Below are 18,906 nucleotides of genomic sequence, written 5' to 3' on the forward strand. Positions count from 1 at the left end.
GGCGCGGCCGGCACGCCCCTCGGCGCGCCCGCACGGCCGGGCCGGGCGGCGCTGCGGCGGGACCAGGCGCGCCGCCGCCGGCGCAACGCCGTGGTGGCCTCCGTCCTCGCGGTGGGCGTGCTGGGGGCGGGGGGCGCCGCCGTCCATCTGTCGACGGGTGACGACGGGGGCGACGAGGTGTCCGTCGCGAACGCGCCGGAGGCCGACGGCGCCGTCACCTCGGCCGCTTCGGCCGGGGCGTCCGCGACGCCGTCCGCCTCTCCCTCGCACTCCGCCGGGAGCCCGAGCCCGAGCCCGAGCGCCACGAGGAAGAAGGACCGGGCGGAGCCGAAGAGGACGGCCTCCGCCACCAGGCGTCCCCCGGCGACGAAGTCCGCGACCCGGCCGGCCCCGGCCCGTACCACGCCGAGCCCGCCCTCGGACGCGGAACAGGTCCTGGCGCTGGTCAACGCCGAGCGCGCGAAGGAGGGCTGCGGGCCGGTGACCGGCAACGACGAGCTGACGGCCGCCGCGCAACGGCACTCCGAGGACATGGCCGCGCACGACTACTTCTCGCACACCTCGCAGGACGGCTCGGGCCCCGGCGAGCGGATCACGGCCGCCGGCTACCGGTGGAGCACGTACGGGGAGAACATAGCGAAGGGACAGCGGACGCCGGCCGACGTGATGAACTCCTGGATGAACAGCCCCGGCCACCGGGCCAACATCCTGAACTGCTCGTTCAAGGAGCTGGGCGTGGGCATCCGGAACAGCCCCGGAGGCATCGTCTGGACCCAGGACTTCGGCGCGGAGATGTGAGTACGGCGGCTGACGGCGCTCGCCGCGCAGGAGTGCGCCCCCGTCCCCACGGACGGGGGCGCACTGCCGTGCAGGGAGGTCAGTCGTCCCGGCCGGGGTGGCCCCGGTGCTCCGCCGCGATCCCGAAGCGCTGACGTTCGCCCGGAGCGGACGGGGCGGCGCCGATCGAGGAGACCGAGCTGATCACGTGCTCCTGCTCCGCCGCCTCATCCTTCTCGAGTCGTTCGAGGTCAGCGGCCGATACGAGGGCGACGAGCGGTTTGCCGTGCCGCGTGACGACCACGCGCTCGCCGCCGTAGACGACTCGGTTGATCAGTTCGGCGAGTTCAGCCCGGGCTTGCGTCACCGGAATCTCGTAAGCCATGCTCCCATCATAACCTTCTGTACGTCCTGTACATTTTTTACGGAAGCGTGCGCGGGCGCCCGCTGTGCCCGCGCGGCCGGAGGAGAGGCACAGCCGTGTACCGTCCCGTCGCCCGTCACGTCCTGCCCGAGTTCACCGAGCGCACCTCCCAGGGGACCCGGACCCTCGACCCGTACTCCAAGCTGCTCGCCGAGCGCGTCGTCTTCCTGGGCACGGCCCTGGACGAGACGGCCGCCAACGACCTGGTCGCCCAGCTGATGTACCTGGAGCACGACGCGCCGGACCGGCCCGTCTCGCTGTACATCAACTCGCCGGGCGGCTCGTTCGGCGCGATGACGGTCCTGTACGACACGATGAACTTCCTCAGCTGCGAGGTGGAGACCTACTGCCTGGGCCGGGCGGGGGCCGGGGCGGCCGTCCTGCTCGCCGCGGGCGCCCCGGGCCGGCGGCACATGCTGCCCGGCGCCAAGGTGGTCGTCAGCCAGCCCGCACTGGACGAGCCGGTCCAGGGGCAGCCCTCCGACCTGGAGATCGAGGCGCGCGAAATGGCCCGGATGCGCGCCACGATGACCGGCATGCTGGCCCGGCACACGGGGCGCTCCGTCGAGCAGGTCACGGAGGACACCGAGCGCGACCTCACCCTCGACGCGGAGGGCGCCCTGGCGTACGGGCTGGTCGACCACATCGTGCGGAACCGGCTCCCGGTGCCGCCGCGCTCCGGGTGGTGAACCGGCGATGCAGCCATCGGAGTTCTCGCCGCTGCCCGCCCTGACCCGGGCCGAGTCCGAGTTCATCGACCACTATCTGCGGGTGGTCGACCAGGTGGGCCGGATCAATCCGGCGCACGGCGACGACACCTACACGGCCCTGCGCGCCGCGCAGGCGCTCGCCTCGCACGCGGCGGCCCTGCGGGACGCGCTCGCGCTGATGCACCGACGCGGCGAAACCCGTATCCACAGCGGCACGTTGACCCGCGCTCTGCGGGAGCTGGACGGCGAGCGGAGGGCGGCCCGGGTCGCGCTGCCGCCCGCCGCGCCGGACTGAGGCCGCCGCAGGTCGCCGACACGCCCGGGAGGTGCGCGAGATTTCCTCGCTCGTTCGGCGTAGGCGTTCCCTCTCACGAGCGACGGTCCGATTTGCCTTTTCCTGATGCGCGGGGGGCGGTTTCCTTCGCGACACCGCTGGTACGGCCGTGGCCCCGGGCGGCCGGCGGACGGCCGTCCGGGTTTCCGTCCACCTGAACGGGCCATCCGGGACGGTCTTCACCGATGGCCGTTCCGGCTCGGAAATCCGGCACGAGGTGAGTCAAGATCCCTGGGACGACAAGCCCCCGCCACCGCGGCGGGGCGGTCCGGGCGGACGCCGAGTCCTGCCGCCGCCCGGATGACTGGTCGACAGGAGTGGATCGGCAGGAGTGGAGGACCCGAGCACTACGGGACCGCCGGATCTCCGGTTGTCCCTCGGGGTGAAGCCGCATCGCGCGGCCGGGCGACTTCGCCAGCCCGAACCCGACAGGTCATCCTTCACAGGCGGCTGACGAAGGGTTGCGCATGAGTGCGCAGGTTCATGTCCCGTCTCTGCTCGTCCGGGCCACCACGGCCTCGGCCATGACTCTCGCCGCCGTCGGCGGCACGCTGTGCGTCCCAGGAGCCGCGCCCGAGGCGCAGGCGGCCGGCCACGCGATGAAGGCCCTGAAGATCGCCGCGTCGAAGAAGGGGGCACCCTACCGCTGGGGCGCCACCGGGCCCGGCAGCTTCGACTGTTCGGGGCTGACGCTCTACTCGTTCAAGAAGGCGGGCAAGCAACTCCCCCGCACGGCCCAGCAGCAGTACAACAGGACCAGGCACATCTCGGCGTCCCAGCGCCAACGAGGTGACCTGGTCTTCTTCCATGCGGGGCGCAGCGTCTACCACGTGGGCATCTACGCCGGCAGCGGGAAGATCTGGCACTCGCCGAAGACCGGCGCCGTGGTCCGGCTGGAGAAGATCTGGACCAGGAGCGTCTCCTACGGCCGCGTCGGCTGACCCGCCCGTCTCAGGGCTGGACGGGGGCCTGCCACGGGAGCGCCACCCAGACGGTCTTGCCGCCGTCGGCGGTGGGTGTGACGGCCAGCCGGCCGCCGTACTCCTTGGCCAGGGAGCGGATGATGACCATGCCGCGTCCGTTGTCCTGCTGGACGGCGGCGGGCAGTCGCCGGGGCCGGCGGGGATGGCTGTCCGTCACTCCGAGGCGCAGCTCCTCGTCCCGTTCGAGACGCAGGTCCACGGTGAAGGTGGGCGACTGCCCGAAGGTGTGCAGGACGGCGTTGGTGGCCAGCTCCGAGATGATGAGGCGGACGGCGTCGGCGGCCTCCGCGTCCTCGGGCAGGCCCCACTCCGTCAGCACCCGGGCGACGAACCCGCGGGCCGCGGAGACCGAGACCCGCTCGCTCGGCAGGGTGACACGTGCTTCCTGATGGTCTGCCATGGCGAGCCGTCCCTTTCCCACCCGGTACCGGCCCGCCGAGCGGTCCGGTTGTGCTTCGCGCCAGCGTGCCACTGATGCTGCCCTCCGCGGCGGCGATCCACCAAGATATGCATATATCTGTCCCTCAAACCGGTGAACTCCGCCCACGCGGACCCGCTCCGGCGCCACACTGTCTGCTCGTCGGGCAGTGGAGGGAGCCATTCGGATGCAGCACGGCCCTGCGGTGCGGCGCCGCAAGCTGGGAGAGGAGCTGCGGAGCCTGCGCCACGCGTCAGGTCTCACGAGCCGGGAGGCGGCGGCGCTCCTCGGCTGGCACCAGTCGAAGGTGAGCAGGATCGAGACAGGTGTCAGCGGGGTGCGGCCGGACGACGTGGACCGGCTCCTCGACGCGTACGGCATGGACGATCCGAAGCTCCGCGAGGTCCTGGGCGCGCTCGCCGGTTCGGCGGGCGGGGGCGGTGCGGGCTGGTGGCACGCCTACCGGGGGCTCATCCCGCCCCAGTACCGCGACTTCATCAGCCTGGAATCGCAGGCGCGCACCGCCCGGACGCTGGAGACCACGGTGGTACCGGGCCTGTTGCAGACGGCCGACTACGCCCGCGCGGTGACCCGGGCCTCCCTGGACGGGCTGCCGTCCGGTCAGCTGGACTCGCTGGTGGAGGTACGGCTGACCCGGCAGGGGGTGCTGCGGAGCGATCCGCCGCTGCGGCTGAGCGCGGTCCTGGACGAGGCGGTGCTGCACCGGGAGGTCGGCGGCAGGCGGGTGATGAGGGAGCAGCTGCGCCATCTCGCCCGGGTGGCACAACTTCCCCATGTGCGACTCCAGTTGCTTCCGTTCTCGGTCGGCGGCTATGTCAGCCTCACCAGCCCTTTCGTTATCTTCTCTTTTCCGACTGCTTCCGACCTTGACGTGGTCGTTCTCGACCACTTGACGAGTAGCCTCTACCTGGAACGGAAAGAAGACCTTGCGGCGTACAGCTCGGCCTTCGAGACCCTTCAGGCGCACGCGCTGTCGCCGGAGCACACGCTGGACCGGATCGCCGCGATCGACCGCGGCGACCGGTGACCCCCCACCGCCCGGAGGAAGCGTCATGTCCGATCACCTCGCCCGGCACGCCTTGCGCTGGCGCAGCAGCAGCTACAGCACGGGAATGAACAACTGCGTGGAGACCGCGCCGTCCGGAGGCGGGCGGCTGCTGGCCGTCCGCGACTCGAAGGACGTGGCCAGGACGCCCCTGGAGTTCTCCACGGCGGCCTGGACGTCCTTCGTCTCCGGCTTGAAACGCTGAGCCGGACCACCGTCTCAGCTCCGCGGTGCGGTCCTCCGCACCGTCTCCACCGCCCGCGCTACCTGATCACCGGTCAGGTCGGCGCGGGCGGTCAGCCGGAGCCGCGAGATGCCGTCGGGCACGGACGGCGGCCGGAAGCAGCCCACCGCCATCCCGGCCGTGCGGCAGTCGGCGGCCCAGCGCACGGCGGCGTCGGCCGAGGGCGCCCGGACCGAGACGACCGCCGCGTCGGGCCGCGCCGCGGTCAGACCGGCCGCCGTCAGCCCCTCGTACAGCGCGGTGGCGACCGTACGCGCCCTGAGCGCGCGCGCCGGTTCGCGGCGCAGCAGCCTCAGCGCGCCCAGGGCGGCGCCGGCGGCGGCCGGTGCGAGTCCGGTGTCGAAGATGAACGTCCGGGCGGTGTTGACCAGGTGCTCGATGACCCGGGCCGGTCCGAGGACCGCGCCGCCCTGGCTGCCCAGGGACTTGGACAGGGTGAGCGTGGCCACGACGTCCGCGTCTCCCGCGAGCCCCGCCGCGTCGAGCGCGCCCCGTCCGCCCTCGCCGAGCACGCCGAGTCCGTGCGCGTCGTCCACCAGGAGCGCGGCGCCCTCCGCCCGGCAGACGGCGGCCAGCGCGGCCAGCGGCGCGGCGTCGCCGTCCACGGAGAACACCGAGTCGGTGACGGCGAGCTTCCGGCCCTCGTGCCCGCGCAGCGTCTTGCGGACGGCCTCCGGGTCGGCGTGCGGGACGACGGCGGTCTCGGCCCGGGAGAGGCGGCAGCCGTCCACGATGGAGGCGTGGTTGCCCGCGTCCGACGCGATGAGGGCGCCGCGTCCGGTGAGCGCGGTGAGGGCCGCGAGGTTGGCGGCGTAACCGGAGGAGAGGACGAGCGCGGCCTCGAAGCCGCAGAACGCGGCGAGTTCGCGTTCGAGCTCGCCGTGCAGCGCGGTCGAACCGGTGACCAGCCGGGAGCCGGTCGCCCCTCCGCCCCAGCGGCGCGCCGCGTCCGCGGCGGCGGAGGTCACCTCCGGGTGCCGGGTGAGGCCGAGGTAGTCGTTGCTCGCGAGGTCCAGGAGCCCCGCTCCGGCCTCGCGGGGCCGCAGCCGGCGGACGAGACCCGCGTCCGCGCGCCGGCGCGCCTCGTCTTCGATCCAGTCGAACGGGGTGGCGGGCATGGGCGGTCCCTTTTGTAGGCAGCTCACAGACCCTAACCGGGCTCATGCCGAGACACGGTGTGGCGATGCACACACCCCACGTGAGCTCTGTTGTCCGGTTCCTCCTTGGCTCCGGGCGGTGCGGTGCGTCAGGATCATCGCCATGGACCTCCTGAACACGCTGGTGGACAAGGGGCTGCGGCGCGAGCTGCCGACCCGTGAAGAAGCGCTCGCCGTACTGGCGACCCCGGACGACGAACTGCTCGACGTGGTGGCCGCGGCGGGCAAGGTGCGCCGTCAGTGGTTCGGGCGGCGGGTGAAGCTGAACTATCTGGTCAATCTGAAGTCCGGGCTCTGCCCCGAGGACTGCTCGTACTGTTCGCAGCGGCTCGGTTCCAAGGCCGAGATCCTCAAGTACACCTGGCTGAAGCCCGAGGAGGCGTCGAAGGCGGCGGCGGCAGGGGTGGCCGGCGGCGCCAAGCGCGTGTGCCTGGTGGCCAGTGGCCGGGGCCCGACGGACCGGGACGTCGACCGGGTCTCGAAGACCATCGAGGCCATCAAGGAGGAGAACGAGGGCGTCGAGGTCTGTGCCTGCCTCGGTCTGCTCTCCGAGGGCCAGGCCGACCGGCTGCGTTCGGCGGGCGCCGACGCGTACAACCACAACCTCAACACGTCCGAGGGCACGTACGGGGAGATCACGACCACCCACACCTACGCCGACCGCGTCGAGACCGTGCAGCAGGCGCAGGCCGCCGGGCTCTCCGCGTGCTCGGGGCTGATCGCGGGCATGGGCGAGAGCGACGCCGATCTGGTCGACGTGGTCTTCTCGCTGCGCGAACTGGACCCGGACTCCGTCCCGGTCAACTTCCTGATCCCGTTCGAGGGGACCCCGCTCGCCAAGGAGTGGAACCTGACGCCGCAGCGCTGTCTGCGCATCCTGGCGATGGTGCGGTTCGTCTGCCCGGACGTGGAGGTGCGGCTCGCGGGCGGGCGCGAGGTCCATCTGCGCTCGATGCAGCCGCTCGCCCTGCACCTGGTCAACTCCATCTTCCTGGGCGACTACCTGACCAGTGAGGGCCAGGCCGGGCAGGCGGATCTGGACATGATCGCGGACGCCGGTTTCGAGGTGGAGGGGGCGGGCACGACGACGCTCCCCCGGCACCGCGCGGACGCGGCGGCGGGCTGCGGTGCGCACGCGGCCGAGGGCTGCGGTGCGCACGCGGGCGGCGGCTGCGGTCCGTGCGGGGAGGCCGCGGAGGCGGAGCCCGCACCCGCTGCGGAGGCGCCGGAGACACAGGTGCCGGGTGCCCGCACGGACCTGGTGGCGGTCCGCCGCCGCGGCGCGGGCACGGACCTCGCTCCCAATGCCTGAGCCGCTCTCCCCCGCCGCACTCCGGGACCTGGACCGGGCGCACGTCTGGCATCCGTACGGCCCCATGCCGGGCCGGCAGGAGCCGCTGGTCGTGGAGTCCGCGTCCGGGGTCCGGCTGCGGCTCGCCGAACCCGCTCACGGACAGCACGAGTTGGTCGACGGGATGTCCTCGTGGTGGTCGGCCGTGCACGGCTACAACCACCCCGTGCTGAACGAGGCGGCGCGCGGCCAGCTGGACCGGATGAGCCATGTGATGTTCGGCGGGCTCACGCATGAACCGGCCGTCCGGCTGGCGGCCCGGCTGGTGGAGATCACCCCGGAGCCGCTGCGCCACGTGTTCCTCGCCGACTCGGGCTCCGTGTCGGTCGAGGTCGCCGTGAAGATGTGCCTGCAGTACTGGCGCTCGGCCGGGCGGCCGGCCAAGCAGCGCCTGCTGACCTGGCGCGGCGGCTACCACGGGGACACCTGGCAGCCGATGTCGGTGTGCGACCCCGAGGGCGGGATGCACGAGCTGTGGTCCGGCGCCCTGCCCCGCCAGGTCTTCGCGGACGAGCCTCCCGCCGGTTACGACTCCGGGCCCGACCCCGCGTACGCGGCGCACCTGCGCGAGCTGATCGCGCACCACGCGGACGAACTGGCGGCCGTGATCGTGGAGCCGGTGGTCCAGGGGGCGGGCGGCATGCGCTTCCACTCCCCCGGCTGTCTGCGCGTGCTGCGCGAGGCGTGCGACGCGCACGGCGTGCTGCTCGTGTTCGACGAGATCGCGACGGGCTTCGGGCGTACGGGAAAGCTGTTCGCCGCCGAGCACGCGGGGGTCTCCCCCGATGTGATGTGCGTGGGCAAGGCGCTGACCGGCGGCTATCTCACGATGGCGGCGACGCTGTGCACGAGCGAGGTGGCCGACGGCATCTCGCGCGGCGAGGTGCCGGTGCTCGCCCACGGACCGACGTTCATGGGCAACCCGCTGGCCGCCGCGGTGGCCTGCGCCTCCATCGACCTGCTGCTGGGCCAGGACTGGCAGCAGGAGGTGAAGCGGATCGAGTCCGGGCTGCACGAAGGGCTGGCGGCGGCACGGGAGCTGCCCGGGGTCCGTGATGTGCGGGTGCTCGGTGCCATCGGGGTCGTCCAGCTGGACCACGAGGTGGACATGGCGGCGGCGACCGCGGCCGCGGTGCGCGAAGGGGTGTGGCTGCGGCCGTTCCGGGACCTCGTCTACACCATGCCGCCGTATGTGACGGGTGACGACGATGTGGCACGCATCTGCCGCGCGGTGTGCGCTGCGGCGCGGGAGGGCTGAGACATGAGCGTTCTGGTGGTGACCGGTACCGGTACGGAGATCGGCAAGACGATCGTGACCGCGGCCGTGGCGGCGGCCGCCGCGCACCGCCGCGTCGCCGTCCTCAAGCCGGCCCAGACCGGTCTTGAGCCGGGCGAGCCCGGTGACGTGGCCGAGGTGGCGCGACTGGCGGGCGCCCACGTCACGGCGGTCGAACTCGTCCGCTTCCCGGAGCCGTTGGCACCCGCGACGGCCGCCCGCCGTGCCGGAATGGACCCGGTGCGCCCGTACGAGGTCGCCGAGGCCGCCGAGAAGCTGGCCGCCGACCACGACCTGGTCCTGGTCGAGGGCGCCGGCGGGCTGCTCGTACGGTTCGACGACGAGGGCGCGACCCTGGCGGACGCGGCCCGGCTGCTCGCCGCCCCGGTCCTGGTGGTCGCCCCGGCCGGTCTGGGCACGCTGAACTCCACGGCCCTGACGGCGGAGGCGCTGCGGGCGCGGGAGCTCGACTGCCTGGGGGTCGTGATCGGCAGCATGCCGGCCGCTCCCGGGCTCGCGGAGCGCTGCAATGTGGCGGACCTCCCGGTGGCCGCCGGCGCCCCGCTGCTGGGCGTCGTCCCGGAGGGCGCCGGTTCGCTCGCCCCGGCCGACTTCCGTGCACGGGCGGCGAGTTGGCTGGCCGCACCCCTGGGCGGCCACCGGCCGCCGGGCTGAGCGGAGCGGGCGGCGCCCCGCCGGGCCGGAGCCTTGCGGGGTCGTCCGCGCGACCGTTCGGCGTGTTGTCCCGGACGGATTCCGTACCCGGGCCACCCATTGGTCGAACACCTGGTCATAATTCCTGCTCAGGACTCAGGTAGCCGAGGTCACCGCGGTCGGCCGCGTCCTGGCGCCGCAGGCGCGCCGTCCGACCAGCTCTCGCGACGACTCATGGAGTGACATTGAGTACGACGACGTTCCGTTCCCGCATCACGGCCCGGCTCGGGCGCGGCTACCTGGCCAGGATCCAGAAGCACGGATTCGGGTCGACCACGATGAAACTGCTCCCGGAACAGCTGCTGATGCCGCTACGCAGGGACGGGCTCGACCCGGTCCGGCGGCTCGCCGAGACCCGGTCGGCCGCACCGGTGTCCAGGGTGGCGCTGCCGTTCGGGATGGATGCCTGGGTGGTGACCGGTTACGAGGAGTCGAAGGCGGTGCTCGGCTCCGCCGACGGCTTCAGCACGGACTTCGCCCACCTGGCGGGCAACGCGGGCATAGCCGCCGAACAGAGCCCGGGCGGTCTGGGGTTCAGCGATCCGCCGGTGCACACGCGGCTGCGCCGCATCCTGACGCCGGAGTTCACGATGCGCCGGCTGCGCAGGCTGACGCCCAGGATCGACGCCATCGTCGCGGAGCGGCTGGACGCGATGGCGGCCGCGCCGGGGCCGGTCGATCTGGTGCACGCGTTCGCGCTGCCGGTGCCGTCGCTGACCATATGCGAGCTGCTCGGGGTGCCCTACGAGGACCGCGCCGACTTCCAGAAGCTGGCCATGGACCGCTTCGACCTGTTCCAGGGGGCGACGGCGCCGTTCGGTGCCATGTCCGAGTCGCTCGACTACTTCCGGGGCGTCGTCCGGGACCAGCGGCGCGCGCCGGGTGACGGCCTGCTCGGGATGATCGTGCGGGAGCACGGGGACAGCGTGGACGACGAGGAACTGGCGGGCCTGGCCGACGGGGTGCTCACCGGGGGCTTCGAGACGACCGCCAGCACCATCGCGCTCGGCGCCCTCGTCCTGCTGCGCAACCCGGAGGTGGCGGACCGGCTGCGCGCGGACGACGGGGTGACGGCGCCCTTCGTGGAGGAGGTGCTGCGCTATCTGTCGGCCGTGCAGATGGCCTTCCCCCGGTTCGCCCGCGAGGACATCGAGATCGCGGGGGTGGTGATCCCGCGCGGCGACATGGTGCTGTGCTCGCTGAGCGGAGCCAACCGCGACCCGGCGTACGTCACGGACGACGGGCGGTTCGACGTGGACCGGGTCACTCCGTCCGGTCACCTCGCCTTCGGGTACGGCATCCACCGCTGCATCGGCGCGGAGCTCGCGCGGATGGAACTTCGCTCCGCCTTCCCGGCCCTGGTCCGGCGCTTTCCCGCGATGCGGCTCGCCGTACCGCCGCAGGCCCTGTCCTTCCGCAAGCTGTCCATCGTGTACGGCGTCGAGTCGCTGCCCGCACGGCTGCGCTGAGCCGTTCCCGTCCCGGCGGGAAAGCGTTCGCCCCGGTGAGCGGTCCTCTGATGGGATCGGCGCATGAGTGATCTCTCGATACGCCCCGCCGCCCCTTCCGACATCGAGGCCGTGCTGGGCTTCTGGCGGACGGCGGCGGAGGGCACCAGCATCAGCGACGACCACGACGGGGTGGCCCGGCTCATCGACCGCGACCCGGGGGCGCTGCTCCTCGCGGAACGGGAGGGCCTGCTCGTGGGGAGCGTCATCGCGGGCTTCGACGGCTGGCGGTGCTCGGCCTACCGGCTGGCCGTCCACCCGGACCACCGCCGCCAGGGCATCGCGACCGCACTGCTCGACGCGGCGGAGCGGCGCTTCGTCGAGTTGGGCGGGCGGCGGGTGGACGCCATGGTCCTGGAGGCGAACGAGCGGGCGCACCACGCCTGGCGGGCGGCCGGCTTCCAGCGCGAGAACCACTGGCGGCGGTGGGTGAAGCCGCTCGGGCCGGGCACAGGGGGAAGGTGACGGGCCGCACCCGTCACTTTGCCGATCCTTTACTATGGGGAGGCAGTCCTGCCCCTCCCGACGAAAGGTGTGAGCGTCCGCCCATGGGCGAGCCTCCCAGTCCCAGAAGCCACCGACATCGCGCGGTCCGCCGGTCCCTGTCCGATCATGGGACGGAGGTGAACCGATGACCGAAGTGCTTCTGCTGCTCGTTGCGGTACTGCTCTCGCTCGCCTGCGGCGCCTTCGTCGCCGCGGAGTTCTCCCTGACCACGGTGGAGCGCGGCCAGCTGGAACGGGCCGTCGAGCGGGGCGAGCGCGGGGCCGCGAGTGCCATGAAGGCGGTCCGCAGCCTCACCTTCCAGCTGTCCGGGGCGCAGCTCGGCATCACGGTCACCAACCTGGTGGTCGGCATGCTCTCCGAGCCGTCCATCGCCAAGCTGATCCGGGGTCCGGTGGAGGCCGTCGGCCTGTCGCCCGGCGTGGCCTCGTCCGTGGCGCTCGTCATCGGCACGGCCCTGTCCACGGTGTTTCTGATGGTCGTGGGCGAGCTGGTCCCGAAGAACTGGGCCATCTCCTCGCCGCTCGCGGTGGCGAAGACCGTCGCCACCCCGCAGCGGGCCTTCACGGCCGTCTTCCGCCCCTTCATCAGCCACCTCAACAACACCGCCAACCGGATCGTGCGCCGCTTCGGGCTCGAACCGGCCGAGGAGCTGGCCACCGCGCGCAGCCCGCAGGAACTGGTGGCGCTGGCCAGGCACTCCGCCAAGGAGGGCGCCCTGGAGGCGGACACCGCCGAGCTGTTCGTCCGCACCCTCAACCTCCCGGAGCTCACCGCGGAGAACGTGATGACCCCGCGCGTGCAGGTGACAGCCCTCGAGGTCAGCGCGACCGCCGAGGACGTCGCCAACGCGACCCGGGCCACGGGCCTCTCCCGCTTCCCCGTCTACCGGGGCAGCCTCGACACCGTCGTGGGCGTCGCCCACATCAAGGACGTGCTGGCGGTCCCGGCCGAGGAGCGCCCCCGCAAGCGGGTCTCCGAGATGCTGCGCGAGCCGGTGCTCGTCCCCGAGACGCTGAGCGTGGACCGGCTGCTCGACCGGCTGTCCGGGAAGCTCGCCATGGCGGTCGTGATCGATGAGTACGGCGGCACGGCGGGCGTGGTGACGCTGGAGGACATCGTGGAGGAGGTCGTCGGCGAGGTGCGCGACGAGCACGACCCGCACGAGACGCCGGACCTGGCCCCCGCCGGTGAGGACGCCGACGGGCGCGTGCTGTGGTCGGCGGACGGCGCCGCCCGCACGGACCAGCTGGAGACGATCGGGCTGCGGGTGCCGGACGGCCCGTACGAGACCCTGGCGGGCCTGATCGCCACGGAGATCGGCCGCATCCCGGCCGTGGGCGACTCGGTCGAGCTGGCCGGCTGGCGGCTCGACGTGGTGGACGCCTCCGGGCGCCGGGCCGCCCGGGCCCTGCTGCACGCACCGCTGTCCGGTGCCCACCTGCCGTCGGAGGACGAGCGATGACCGCCGTACAGCTCTTCATCGGTCTGCTGACGCTGGTCGTGAACGCCTTCTTCGTCGGCGCCGAGTTCGCGCTGATCTCGGTGCGCCGCAGCCAGATCGAGCCGCAGGCCGAGCAGGGGAACCGGCGGGCGCGCAGCGTCATCTGGGGCCTCGAGCACGTCTCGGCGCTGCTCGCGGCCGCGCAGCTGGGCATCACCCTGTGCACCCTGGTGCTCGGTATCGTCGCCGAGCCCGCGATCGCGCATCTGCTCGAGCCGCTCTTCGACGCGGTCGGCGTGCCGCACGGTCTGGTCCACCCGGCCTCGTTCGTGATCGCGCTGACGGTGGCGACCTATCTGCACATGCTGCTGGGCGAGATGGTCCCGAAGAACATCGCGCTGGCCGAGCCGGTGCGCTCCGCGCTGCTGCTCGGTCCGCCGCTGGTGACCCTGGCGCGCGCGCTGCGCCCGGTGATCTTCGCGATCAACGCCTTCGCCAACGCCCTGCTGAAGCTGTTGCGGGTGGAGACGAAGGACGAGGTGGAGGCGACGTTCTCGGACGACGAGCTGGCGCGCCTGGTGAAGGACGCCGGTGACGCCGGGCTGGTCGACGACCGGGCGGCCGAGCGCCTGCACCACGCGCTGGAGCTGGGCCGCCGGCCGGTACGGGACGTGGTGCTGCCGGTCGACCGGGTGATGTACATCCGGGTCGGGGCGACGCCGGAGGAGCTGGAGCGGCTGTCGTACGAGACGGGCTTCTCGCGCTTCCCGGTGATGGACGCGGAGCAGCGCATCCTCGGTTACCTCCATGTGAAGGACGCCCTGGACGTCACCCCGCGCGACATGCCGTTCCCGGTGTCCTCGATGCGGCCGATCGCCCGGGTCCGGGCGGCGACACCGCTGGACGACGCGCTGACGGCGCTGCGGCGCAGCCGTACGCACCTGGCGGCGGTCCTGGACGAGGACGGCCGGCTCGCGGGCATGGTGACGATGGAGGACGTGCTCCGGGAGCTGGTGGGCCGGCCGCAGAGCCGCTGAGCCGGGGCGGTTCCGGGCTCCCGTCCGGAGCCGCCCTTCGCCCGCCGGGGCCGTACGGCACCGCGATACGATCGGCATCGCCATGGAAACGAATGCCTCTTACACCAGTCTGGTCGCGGTCGGCGACTCGTTCACCGAGGGCATGTCGGACCTGCTGCCCGACGGTTCGTACCGGGGCTGGGCCGATGTGCTCGCCTCCCGGCTCGCCGCCCGCACGCCGGGCTTCCGGTACGCCAATCTCGCGGTACGCGGGAAGCTCATCGCCCAGATCGTGGACGAGCAGGTGGATGTGGCGGCGGCCATGCGGGCGGACGTGGTGACACTGGTCGGTGGCCTCAACGACACCCTGCGCCCGAAGTGCGACATGGGCATGGTGCGCGGACGCCTCGAGGAGGCGGTCGAACGCCTGGCGCCTTCCTGCGGGCAGCTGGTGCTGATGCGCAGCCCCGGCCGCAACGGACCCGTCCTGGACCGGTTCCGGCCGCGCATGGAGGAGCTGTTCGCACTGGTGGACGAGCTGGCCGCCCGGCACGGCGCGGTGGTGGTCGACCTGTACGGCGCCCCGGCGCTGGGCGACCCGCGCCTCTGGGACGTCGACCGGCTGCATCTCACCGCCGAGGGACACCGCAGGGTGGCCGAGGCCGTCTGGCAGGCCCTGGGGCTGCCGGCGGAGAGCGACTGGCGGACCCCGCTGCCCGCGTCGGCCCCGGCACGCTGGGGCGCCCGGCGGGTGGAGGACGTCCGGTTCGCCCGGCAGCACCTGCTGCCCTGGATCGGCCGGCGGCTGACGGGGCGCTCGTCGGGTGACGGCCGGGCCGGGGCGCAGTTCGACGCGGAGCTGGGGCGGGCCTTCTGGGTGACGCCGGAGGAGGACGGCTGGGCGGCTCCGGTGGCCACGTGGCGGCAGGTGGAGTCCGGTGAGCGGGGGGCGCGGGACGCGTCCGGTTCGTAGCAACGCACAAACCGGACCGCGGCGCTGAGCTGCACAAACCGCCAGTAGAATCCGTACACGTGACTGCTGTGTCTGCGAAGCCTCGCATCCCCAATGTCCTGGCCGGCCGCTACGCCTCCACGGAGCTGGCCGTCCTCTGGTCCCCCGAGCAGAAGGTGAAGCTGGAACGCCGGCTGTGGCTGGCGGTGCTGCGCGCCCAGAAGGACCTCGGGATCGAGGTGCCCGACGCCGCCCTCGCCGATTACGAGCGCGTACTCGACCAGGTCGACCTGGCCTCGATCGCCGAGCGCGAGAAGGTCACCCGGCACGACGTGAAGGCCCGCATCGAGGAGTTCAACGCCCTCGCCGGCCACGAGCACGTCCACAAGGGCATGACCTCGCGCGACCTCACCGAGAACGTCGAACAGCTGCAGATCCGGCTCTCCCTGGAGCTGATGCGCGACCGCACCGTGGCCGTCCTGGCCCGCCTGGGCAAGCTGGCCGCCGAGTACCGCGAGCTGGTCGTCGCCGGGCGCTCCCACAACGTGGCCGCGCAGGCCACCACCCTCGGCAAGCGCTTCGCCACCGCCGCCGACGAGCTGCTGGTGGCGTACGGCCGCCTCGAAGACCTGCTCGGCCGCTACCCGCTGCGTGGCATCAAGGGCCCCGTCGGCACCGCGCAGGACATGCTGGACCTGCTCGGCGGCGACGCCGGGAAGCTCGCGGAGCTCGAAGAGCGCATCGCCGCGCACCTCGGCTTCGCGCACGCCTTCACCTCGGTCGGCCAGGTCTACCCGCGGTCGCTCGACTACGACGTGGTGACCGCACTCGTGCAGCTCGCGGCGGCGCCCTCCTCGGTGGCGAAGACCATCCGGCTGATGGCGGGCCACGAGCTGGTCACCGAGGGCTTCAAGCCCGGCCAGGTCGGCTCGTCCGCGATGCCCCACAAGATGAACACCCGCTCCTGCGAGCGCGTCAACGGCCTGATGGTCATCCTGCGCGGCTACGCGTCGATGACCGGCGAGCTGGCGGGCGACCAGTGGAACGAGGGCGACGTCTCCTGCTCGGTGGTGCGCCGGGTGGCCCTGCCGGACGCGTTCTTCGCGTTCGACGGGCTCGTCGAGACGTTCCTGACGGTGCTGGACGAGTTCGGCGCGTTCCCGGCCGTCGTCGCCCGCGAGCTGGACCGCTACCTGCCGTTCCTCGCCACGACCAAGGTCCTGATGGGCGCGGTGCGCGCGGGCGTCGGCCGCGAGGTGGCCCACGAGGCCATCAAGGAGAACGCCGTCGCCTCGGCCCTCGCCATGCGCGAGCAGGGCACCGAGCGCAACGAGCTCCTGGACAAGCTCGCGGCCGACGAGCGCATCCCGCTGGACCGCGCCCAGCTGGACGAGCTGATGGCGGACAAGCTGTCCTTCACCGGGGCGGCCGGCGACCAGGTCAGCGCTCTCGTCGCGCGGATCGAGGAGATCACCAAGCAACACCCCGAGGCCGCCGGCTACGCGCCCGGCTCCATCCTCTGACGGCGACCCGGTCGCATCGTCCCCGCGGATGACGCCCGAAGAGCTCCAGGCCGCCCGCGACCGCGTCGTTCCCGACGTGGTCGCGGGCGGCCTGCGCGTCCTGTTCTGCGGGATCAATCCGAGCCTGACGACGGCCGCGACGGGGCACCACTTCGCCTTTCCCGGCAACCGCTTCTGGCCGGTGCTCCATCTGTCGGGCTTCACCCCGCGCCGGCTGGCCCCCGCCGAGCAGGCCGAACTGCTCGACCACGGGCTCGGCATCACCAACGTCGTCGCCAGGGCCACCGCCCGGGCCGACGAGCTGTCCGCCGAGGAGTACCGCGAGGGCGGGCGGCTCCTGACCGCCAAGGTCGAGCTGCTGCGGCCGCGCTGGCTGGCCGTCGTGGGCATCACGGCCTACCGCACGGCGTTCGGCGAGCGCCGGGCCCGGATCGGGCCGCAGGAACGAACGGTCGGCGGGGCCCGCGTCTGGGCCCTGCCCAACCCCAGCGGCCTGAACGCGCACTGGACGGCCGCCACGATGGCCGAGGAGTACGCCAGGCTGCGCGCGGAGGTGGAGCAGGAGGACGACACCTAGAACGCCCCCTGCGGGCCGGGTCAGGGCGGGTCCGTCTCCGTCACGACCACGCTCAGCTCGCAGCCGGAGCCGCCTTCCTCCAGAGAGAGGGCCAGCGCTATCCAGCGCTCCTCGACGTACCAGAGGCGCACGTATGCGCATCCCGCGACGGTGTCCGCCCACGGCTGCGGTATCTCCTCACCGGCGAGCAGCCGCTCCTGGGCGCTGAACAGACTGACCAGCTGCGGCTCGCCCCAGCGGCTGCCGAGCAGGGTGACCAGTGCCTCGTGGTCCGCGAGGCACTGGGCGCGGCGCTCCAGCCGGACGGCCTCGTCCGCCTCCCAGGCGTCCTCCGCGTACAGGAACTCCGTGTGGTAACCGGGACCGCTGACTCCCGAACCCGACCGGACGCGCTCCACGGGGAACTCCCGGGCACGCATCCCGTCGATGAGGCGGAGGTGATGTGCGGTGGTCATGCCGTCAGTAAACCTTCCCCCACTGACAATCGGGGCTCCGCTCCGCACTTTAAGATAATTTCAGCCAGCTCGTTCCGGCCACCGCGCCACCAGTTGGCACCCTTCGGGCACCAACTGGGAAGCATCCCGCCGGAGATGGCACCGGCCGACGCATCCAGGTCCGCGGCAGTCGCCCCCGGCGTGCCGAACCCCTTCCTAACGGCTTCGCATCCCTTGGTCGCCTACCCCCTGAGCAGCGAGTACGATCCGCCTGACATGCGCACTAGCTGGGAGGACACACCGTGGGCCGGCTGACCGGCGGGGACCCCTCGCTGCTGCGGCGGATCAATTCCGCGGTGGTGCTCCATGCCCTCAGGGGCGCCTCCTCCTCGACCCTCACGGACCTGACCCGGATCACGGGCCTGTCCCGCCCGACGGTCGAGGGCGTCGTGGAAGGGCTCTTCGAGGCGGGTCTGGTCGTGGAGTGCGCTCCGGAGGGGGCCGAAACCCGCCGGCAGGGCCGTCCGGCCCGCCGCTTCCGCTTCCGCGCCGAGGCCGGGCACCTGCTGGGCATCGAGATCGGCCCGCACCGCGTCTCCGCCCTGCTGTCGGGGCTGGACGGCCGGATCATCGGCGCCGGCTCCCGCGAGGTGTCGGAGACCGCCGGTGCCGACGACCGCCTCGACCGGGTACGGGCCGTGGTCGCCGACGTCCTGCGCCGCACCGGCGTGGCCCGCAGCAGTCTGCGCGCCGTCGGCGTGGGCAGCCCGGGCATCGTGGAGGCCGACGGGACCGTGCGGCTGGGCACCGCGCTGCCGGACTGGACGGGCCTGCCCCTGGGCGAACGGCTGAGGCGCTCCTTCCGCTGCCCGGTCCTCGTGGAGAACGACGCCAACGCCGCAGCCGTGGCCGAGCACTGGAAGGGCGCGGCCACGGAGTCCGACGACATCGTGTTCGTGCTCGCGGGGCTGAGCCCGGGCGCCGGTTCACTGATCGGCGGGCGGCTGCACCGGGGGTTCGGCGGCGCGGCCGGGGAGATCGGCGCGCTGCATCTGCTCGGCCGGGACGTGACGCCGGAGCACCTGCTGTCCACGACGGACACCCCGCTGGACCCGCTGGACGAGCACGCGGTGGCGGCGGTCTTCGCGAAGGCGCGGCACGGCGACGAGCAGGCGCAGGCCGCCGTGGAACGGTTCATCCAGCGCCTGGTGCACGACGTGGCGGCCCTGGTGCTGGCGCTCGATCCCGAGCTGGTGGTGGTCGGCGGCTGGGCCGCCGGTCTCGACGGGGTGCTGAATCCGCTGCGGAGCGAGCTGGCCCGCTACTGCCTGCGGCCGCCGCGGGTGTCCCTGTCGCTCCTCGGCGAGGCGGCGGTGGCGACCGGCGCGCTGCGGCTCGCGCTCGACCACGTGGAGGAGCAGCTGTTCGCCGTCGAGGGAACGGTGACGGCCCGCCGCTGAACGCGACGGGCCATGGGGTGCTGCTCGATGCGCC

21 protein-coding genes and 1 riboswitch are annotated in these 18,906 nt (G+C 72.8%); of the genes, 17 read left to right on the forward strand and 4 right to left on the reverse strand.

Annotation, left to right across the window (positions count from 1 at the left end; all coding sequences use genetic code 11):
- A partial coding sequence (locus tag AB0L33_RS31715) for a CAP domain-containing protein (RefSeq protein ID WP_365686905.1) occupies positions 1 to 798 on the forward strand: 798 nt, incomplete at its 5' end.
- Between the two features lie 79 nt (positions 799 to 877).
- On the opposite strand, the gene AB0L33_RS31720 is transcribed toward AB0L33_RS31715, so the two are convergent.
- Entirely contained in the window at positions 878 to 1,162 is a 285-nt protein-coding gene (locus tag AB0L33_RS31720) for a type II toxin-antitoxin system Phd/YefM family antitoxin (RefSeq protein WP_365686906.1), read from the reverse strand.
- 95 nt (positions 1,163 to 1,257) lie between these two features.
- On the opposite strand from AB0L33_RS31720, the gene AB0L33_RS31725 reads away from it, so the two are divergent.
- From AB0L33_RS31725 to AB0L33_RS31735, 3 genes are all read left to right on the forward strand, one after another.
- On the forward strand, positions 1,258 to 1,890 hold the full coding sequence (locus AB0L33_RS31725; protein WP_365686907.1) for an ATP-dependent Clp protease proteolytic subunit: 633 nt from the start codon (positions 1,258 to 1,260) through the stop codon (positions 1,888 to 1,890).
- Positions 1,891 to 1,897: 7 nt separating this feature from the next.
- Positions 1,898 to 2,206 (forward strand): hypothetical protein, encoded by a 309-nt coding sequence (locus AB0L33_RS31730; RefSeq protein WP_365686908.1) that lies wholly within the window; start codon positions 1,898 to 1,900, stop codon positions 2,204 to 2,206.
- Positions 2,207 to 2,512: 306 nt separating this feature from the next.
- A riboswitch (cyclic di-AMP (ydaO/yuaA leader) is annotated at positions 2,513 to 2,709 on the forward strand.
- Between the two features lie 3 nt (positions 2,710 to 2,712).
- Complete coding sequence (locus AB0L33_RS31735; protein ID WP_365686910.1) at positions 2,713 to 3,186, forward strand: C40 family peptidase; 474 nt, start codon at positions 2,713 to 2,715, stop codon at positions 3,184 to 3,186.
- Between the two features lie 10 nt (positions 3,187 to 3,196).
- Here AB0L33_RS31735 and AB0L33_RS31740 read toward each other — a convergent pair whose 3' ends face one another.
- A complete protein-coding gene (locus tag AB0L33_RS31740) occupies positions 3,197 to 3,628 on the reverse strand; it encodes an ATP-binding protein (RefSeq protein WP_365686912.1) in 432 nt (143 codons plus the stop codon).
- Positions 3,629 to 3,833: 205 nt separating this feature from the next.
- Between AB0L33_RS31740 and AB0L33_RS31745 the strand changes: the two genes are divergently transcribed.
- Positions 3,834 to 4,694: a helix-turn-helix transcriptional regulator gene (locus AB0L33_RS31745; RefSeq protein WP_365686914.1), complete on the forward strand. Its 861-nt coding sequence runs from the start codon at positions 3,834 to 3,836 to the stop codon at positions 4,692 to 4,694.
- A 25-nt stretch (positions 4,695 to 4,719) separates the two neighbouring features.
- Complete coding sequence (locus tag AB0L33_RS31750) at positions 4,720 to 4,917, forward strand: DUF397 domain-containing protein (RefSeq protein ID WP_365686915.1); 198 nt, start codon at positions 4,720 to 4,722, stop codon at positions 4,915 to 4,917.
- Positions 4,918 to 4,931: 14 nt separating this feature from the next.
- Here AB0L33_RS31750 and AB0L33_RS31755 read toward each other — a convergent pair whose 3' ends face one another.
- Complete coding sequence (locus tag AB0L33_RS31755; protein ID WP_365686917.1) at positions 4,932 to 6,074, reverse strand: 8-amino-7-oxononanoate synthase; 1,143 nt, start codon at positions 6,072 to 6,074, stop codon at positions 4,932 to 4,934.
- A 142-nt stretch (positions 6,075 to 6,216) separates the two neighbouring features.
- Between AB0L33_RS31755 and bioB the strand changes: the two genes are divergently transcribed.
- The 10 genes from bioB (at position 6,217) to mug (ending at position 16,978) form a co-directional block, all read left to right on the forward strand.
- Positions 6,217 to 7,425 carry a biotin synthase BioB gene (bioB, locus tag AB0L33_RS31760; protein WP_365686919.1) on the forward strand — a complete coding sequence of 403 codons (1,209 nt, stop codon included), beginning with the start codon at positions 6,217 to 6,219 and terminating at the stop codon, positions 7,423 to 7,425.
- A complete protein-coding gene (locus tag AB0L33_RS31765) occupies positions 7,418 to 8,722 on the forward strand; it encodes an adenosylmethionine--8-amino-7-oxononanoate transaminase (protein ID WP_365686921.1) in 1,305 nt (434 codons plus the stop codon). The genes bioB and AB0L33_RS31765 overlap by 8 nt, the downstream gene beginning before the upstream one ends.
- Before the next feature lie 3 nt (positions 8,723 to 8,725).
- The gene (gene bioD / locus AB0L33_RS31770; RefSeq protein WP_365686923.1) at positions 8,726 to 9,415 is read left to right on the forward strand and encodes a dethiobiotin synthase; all 690 of its coding nucleotides are present in this window, start codon (positions 8,726 to 8,728) and stop codon (positions 9,413 to 9,415) included.
- A 224-nt stretch (positions 9,416 to 9,639) separates the two neighbouring features.
- Positions 9,640 to 10,923, forward strand: a complete 1,284-nt coding sequence (locus tag AB0L33_RS31775) for a cytochrome P450 (protein ID WP_365686925.1) — start codon at positions 9,640 to 9,642, stop codon at positions 10,921 to 10,923.
- Positions 10,924 to 10,986: 63 nt separating this feature from the next.
- Positions 10,987 to 11,427: a GNAT family N-acetyltransferase gene (locus tag AB0L33_RS31780; RefSeq protein ID WP_365686927.1), complete on the forward strand. Its 441-nt coding sequence runs from the start codon at positions 10,987 to 10,989 to the stop codon at positions 11,425 to 11,427.
- A 166-nt stretch (positions 11,428 to 11,593) separates the two neighbouring features.
- The gene (locus AB0L33_RS31785; RefSeq protein WP_365686929.1) at positions 11,594 to 12,931 is read left to right on the forward strand and encodes a hemolysin family protein; all 1,338 of its coding nucleotides are present in this window, start codon (positions 11,594 to 11,596) and stop codon (positions 12,929 to 12,931) included.
- Positions 12,928 to 13,947 (forward strand): hemolysin family protein, encoded by a 1,020-nt coding sequence (locus AB0L33_RS31790; RefSeq protein ID WP_365686931.1) that lies wholly within the window; start codon positions 12,928 to 12,930, stop codon positions 13,945 to 13,947. Before AB0L33_RS31785 ends, AB0L33_RS31790 begins: the two co-directional genes overlap by 4 nt.
- Before the next feature lie 82 nt (positions 13,948 to 14,029).
- The gene (locus tag AB0L33_RS31795) at positions 14,030 to 14,899 is read left to right on the forward strand and encodes an SGNH/GDSL hydrolase family protein (RefSeq protein ID WP_365686932.1); all 870 of its coding nucleotides are present in this window, start codon (positions 14,030 to 14,032) and stop codon (positions 14,897 to 14,899) included.
- Between the two features lie 59 nt (positions 14,900 to 14,958).
- Positions 14,959 to 16,401, forward strand: coding sequence for an adenylosuccinate lyase (purB, locus tag AB0L33_RS31800; RefSeq protein WP_365686934.1), 1,443 nt, complete (start codon positions 14,959 to 14,961; stop codon positions 16,399 to 16,401).
- A gap of 28 nt (positions 16,402 to 16,429) precedes the next feature.
- Entirely contained in the window at positions 16,430 to 16,978 is a 549-nt protein-coding gene (mug, locus tag AB0L33_RS31805) for a G/U mismatch-specific DNA glycosylase (RefSeq protein ID WP_365686936.1), read from the forward strand.
- 20 nt (positions 16,979 to 16,998) lie between these two features.
- Here the strand turns inward: mug and AB0L33_RS31810 are convergent, their stop codons facing one another.
- On the reverse strand, positions 16,999 to 17,433 hold the full coding sequence (locus tag AB0L33_RS31810; protein ID WP_365686938.1) for a hypothetical protein: 435 nt from the start codon (positions 17,431 to 17,433) through the stop codon (positions 16,999 to 17,001).
- 281 nt (positions 17,434 to 17,714) lie between these two features.
- On the opposite strand from AB0L33_RS31810, the gene AB0L33_RS31815 reads away from it, so the two are divergent.
- Positions 17,715 to 18,872: an ROK family protein gene (locus AB0L33_RS31815; protein WP_365686939.1), complete on the forward strand. Its 1,158-nt coding sequence runs from the start codon at positions 17,715 to 17,717 to the stop codon at positions 18,870 to 18,872.
- The last annotated feature ends 34 nt before the right edge of the window (positions 18,873 to 18,906 follow it).

Source organism: Streptomyces sp. NPDC052299 (assembly GCF_040679335.1).
In the GTDB taxonomy this organism is placed as follows: Bacteria; Actinomycetota; Actinomycetes; order Streptomycetales; family Streptomycetaceae; genus Streptomyces.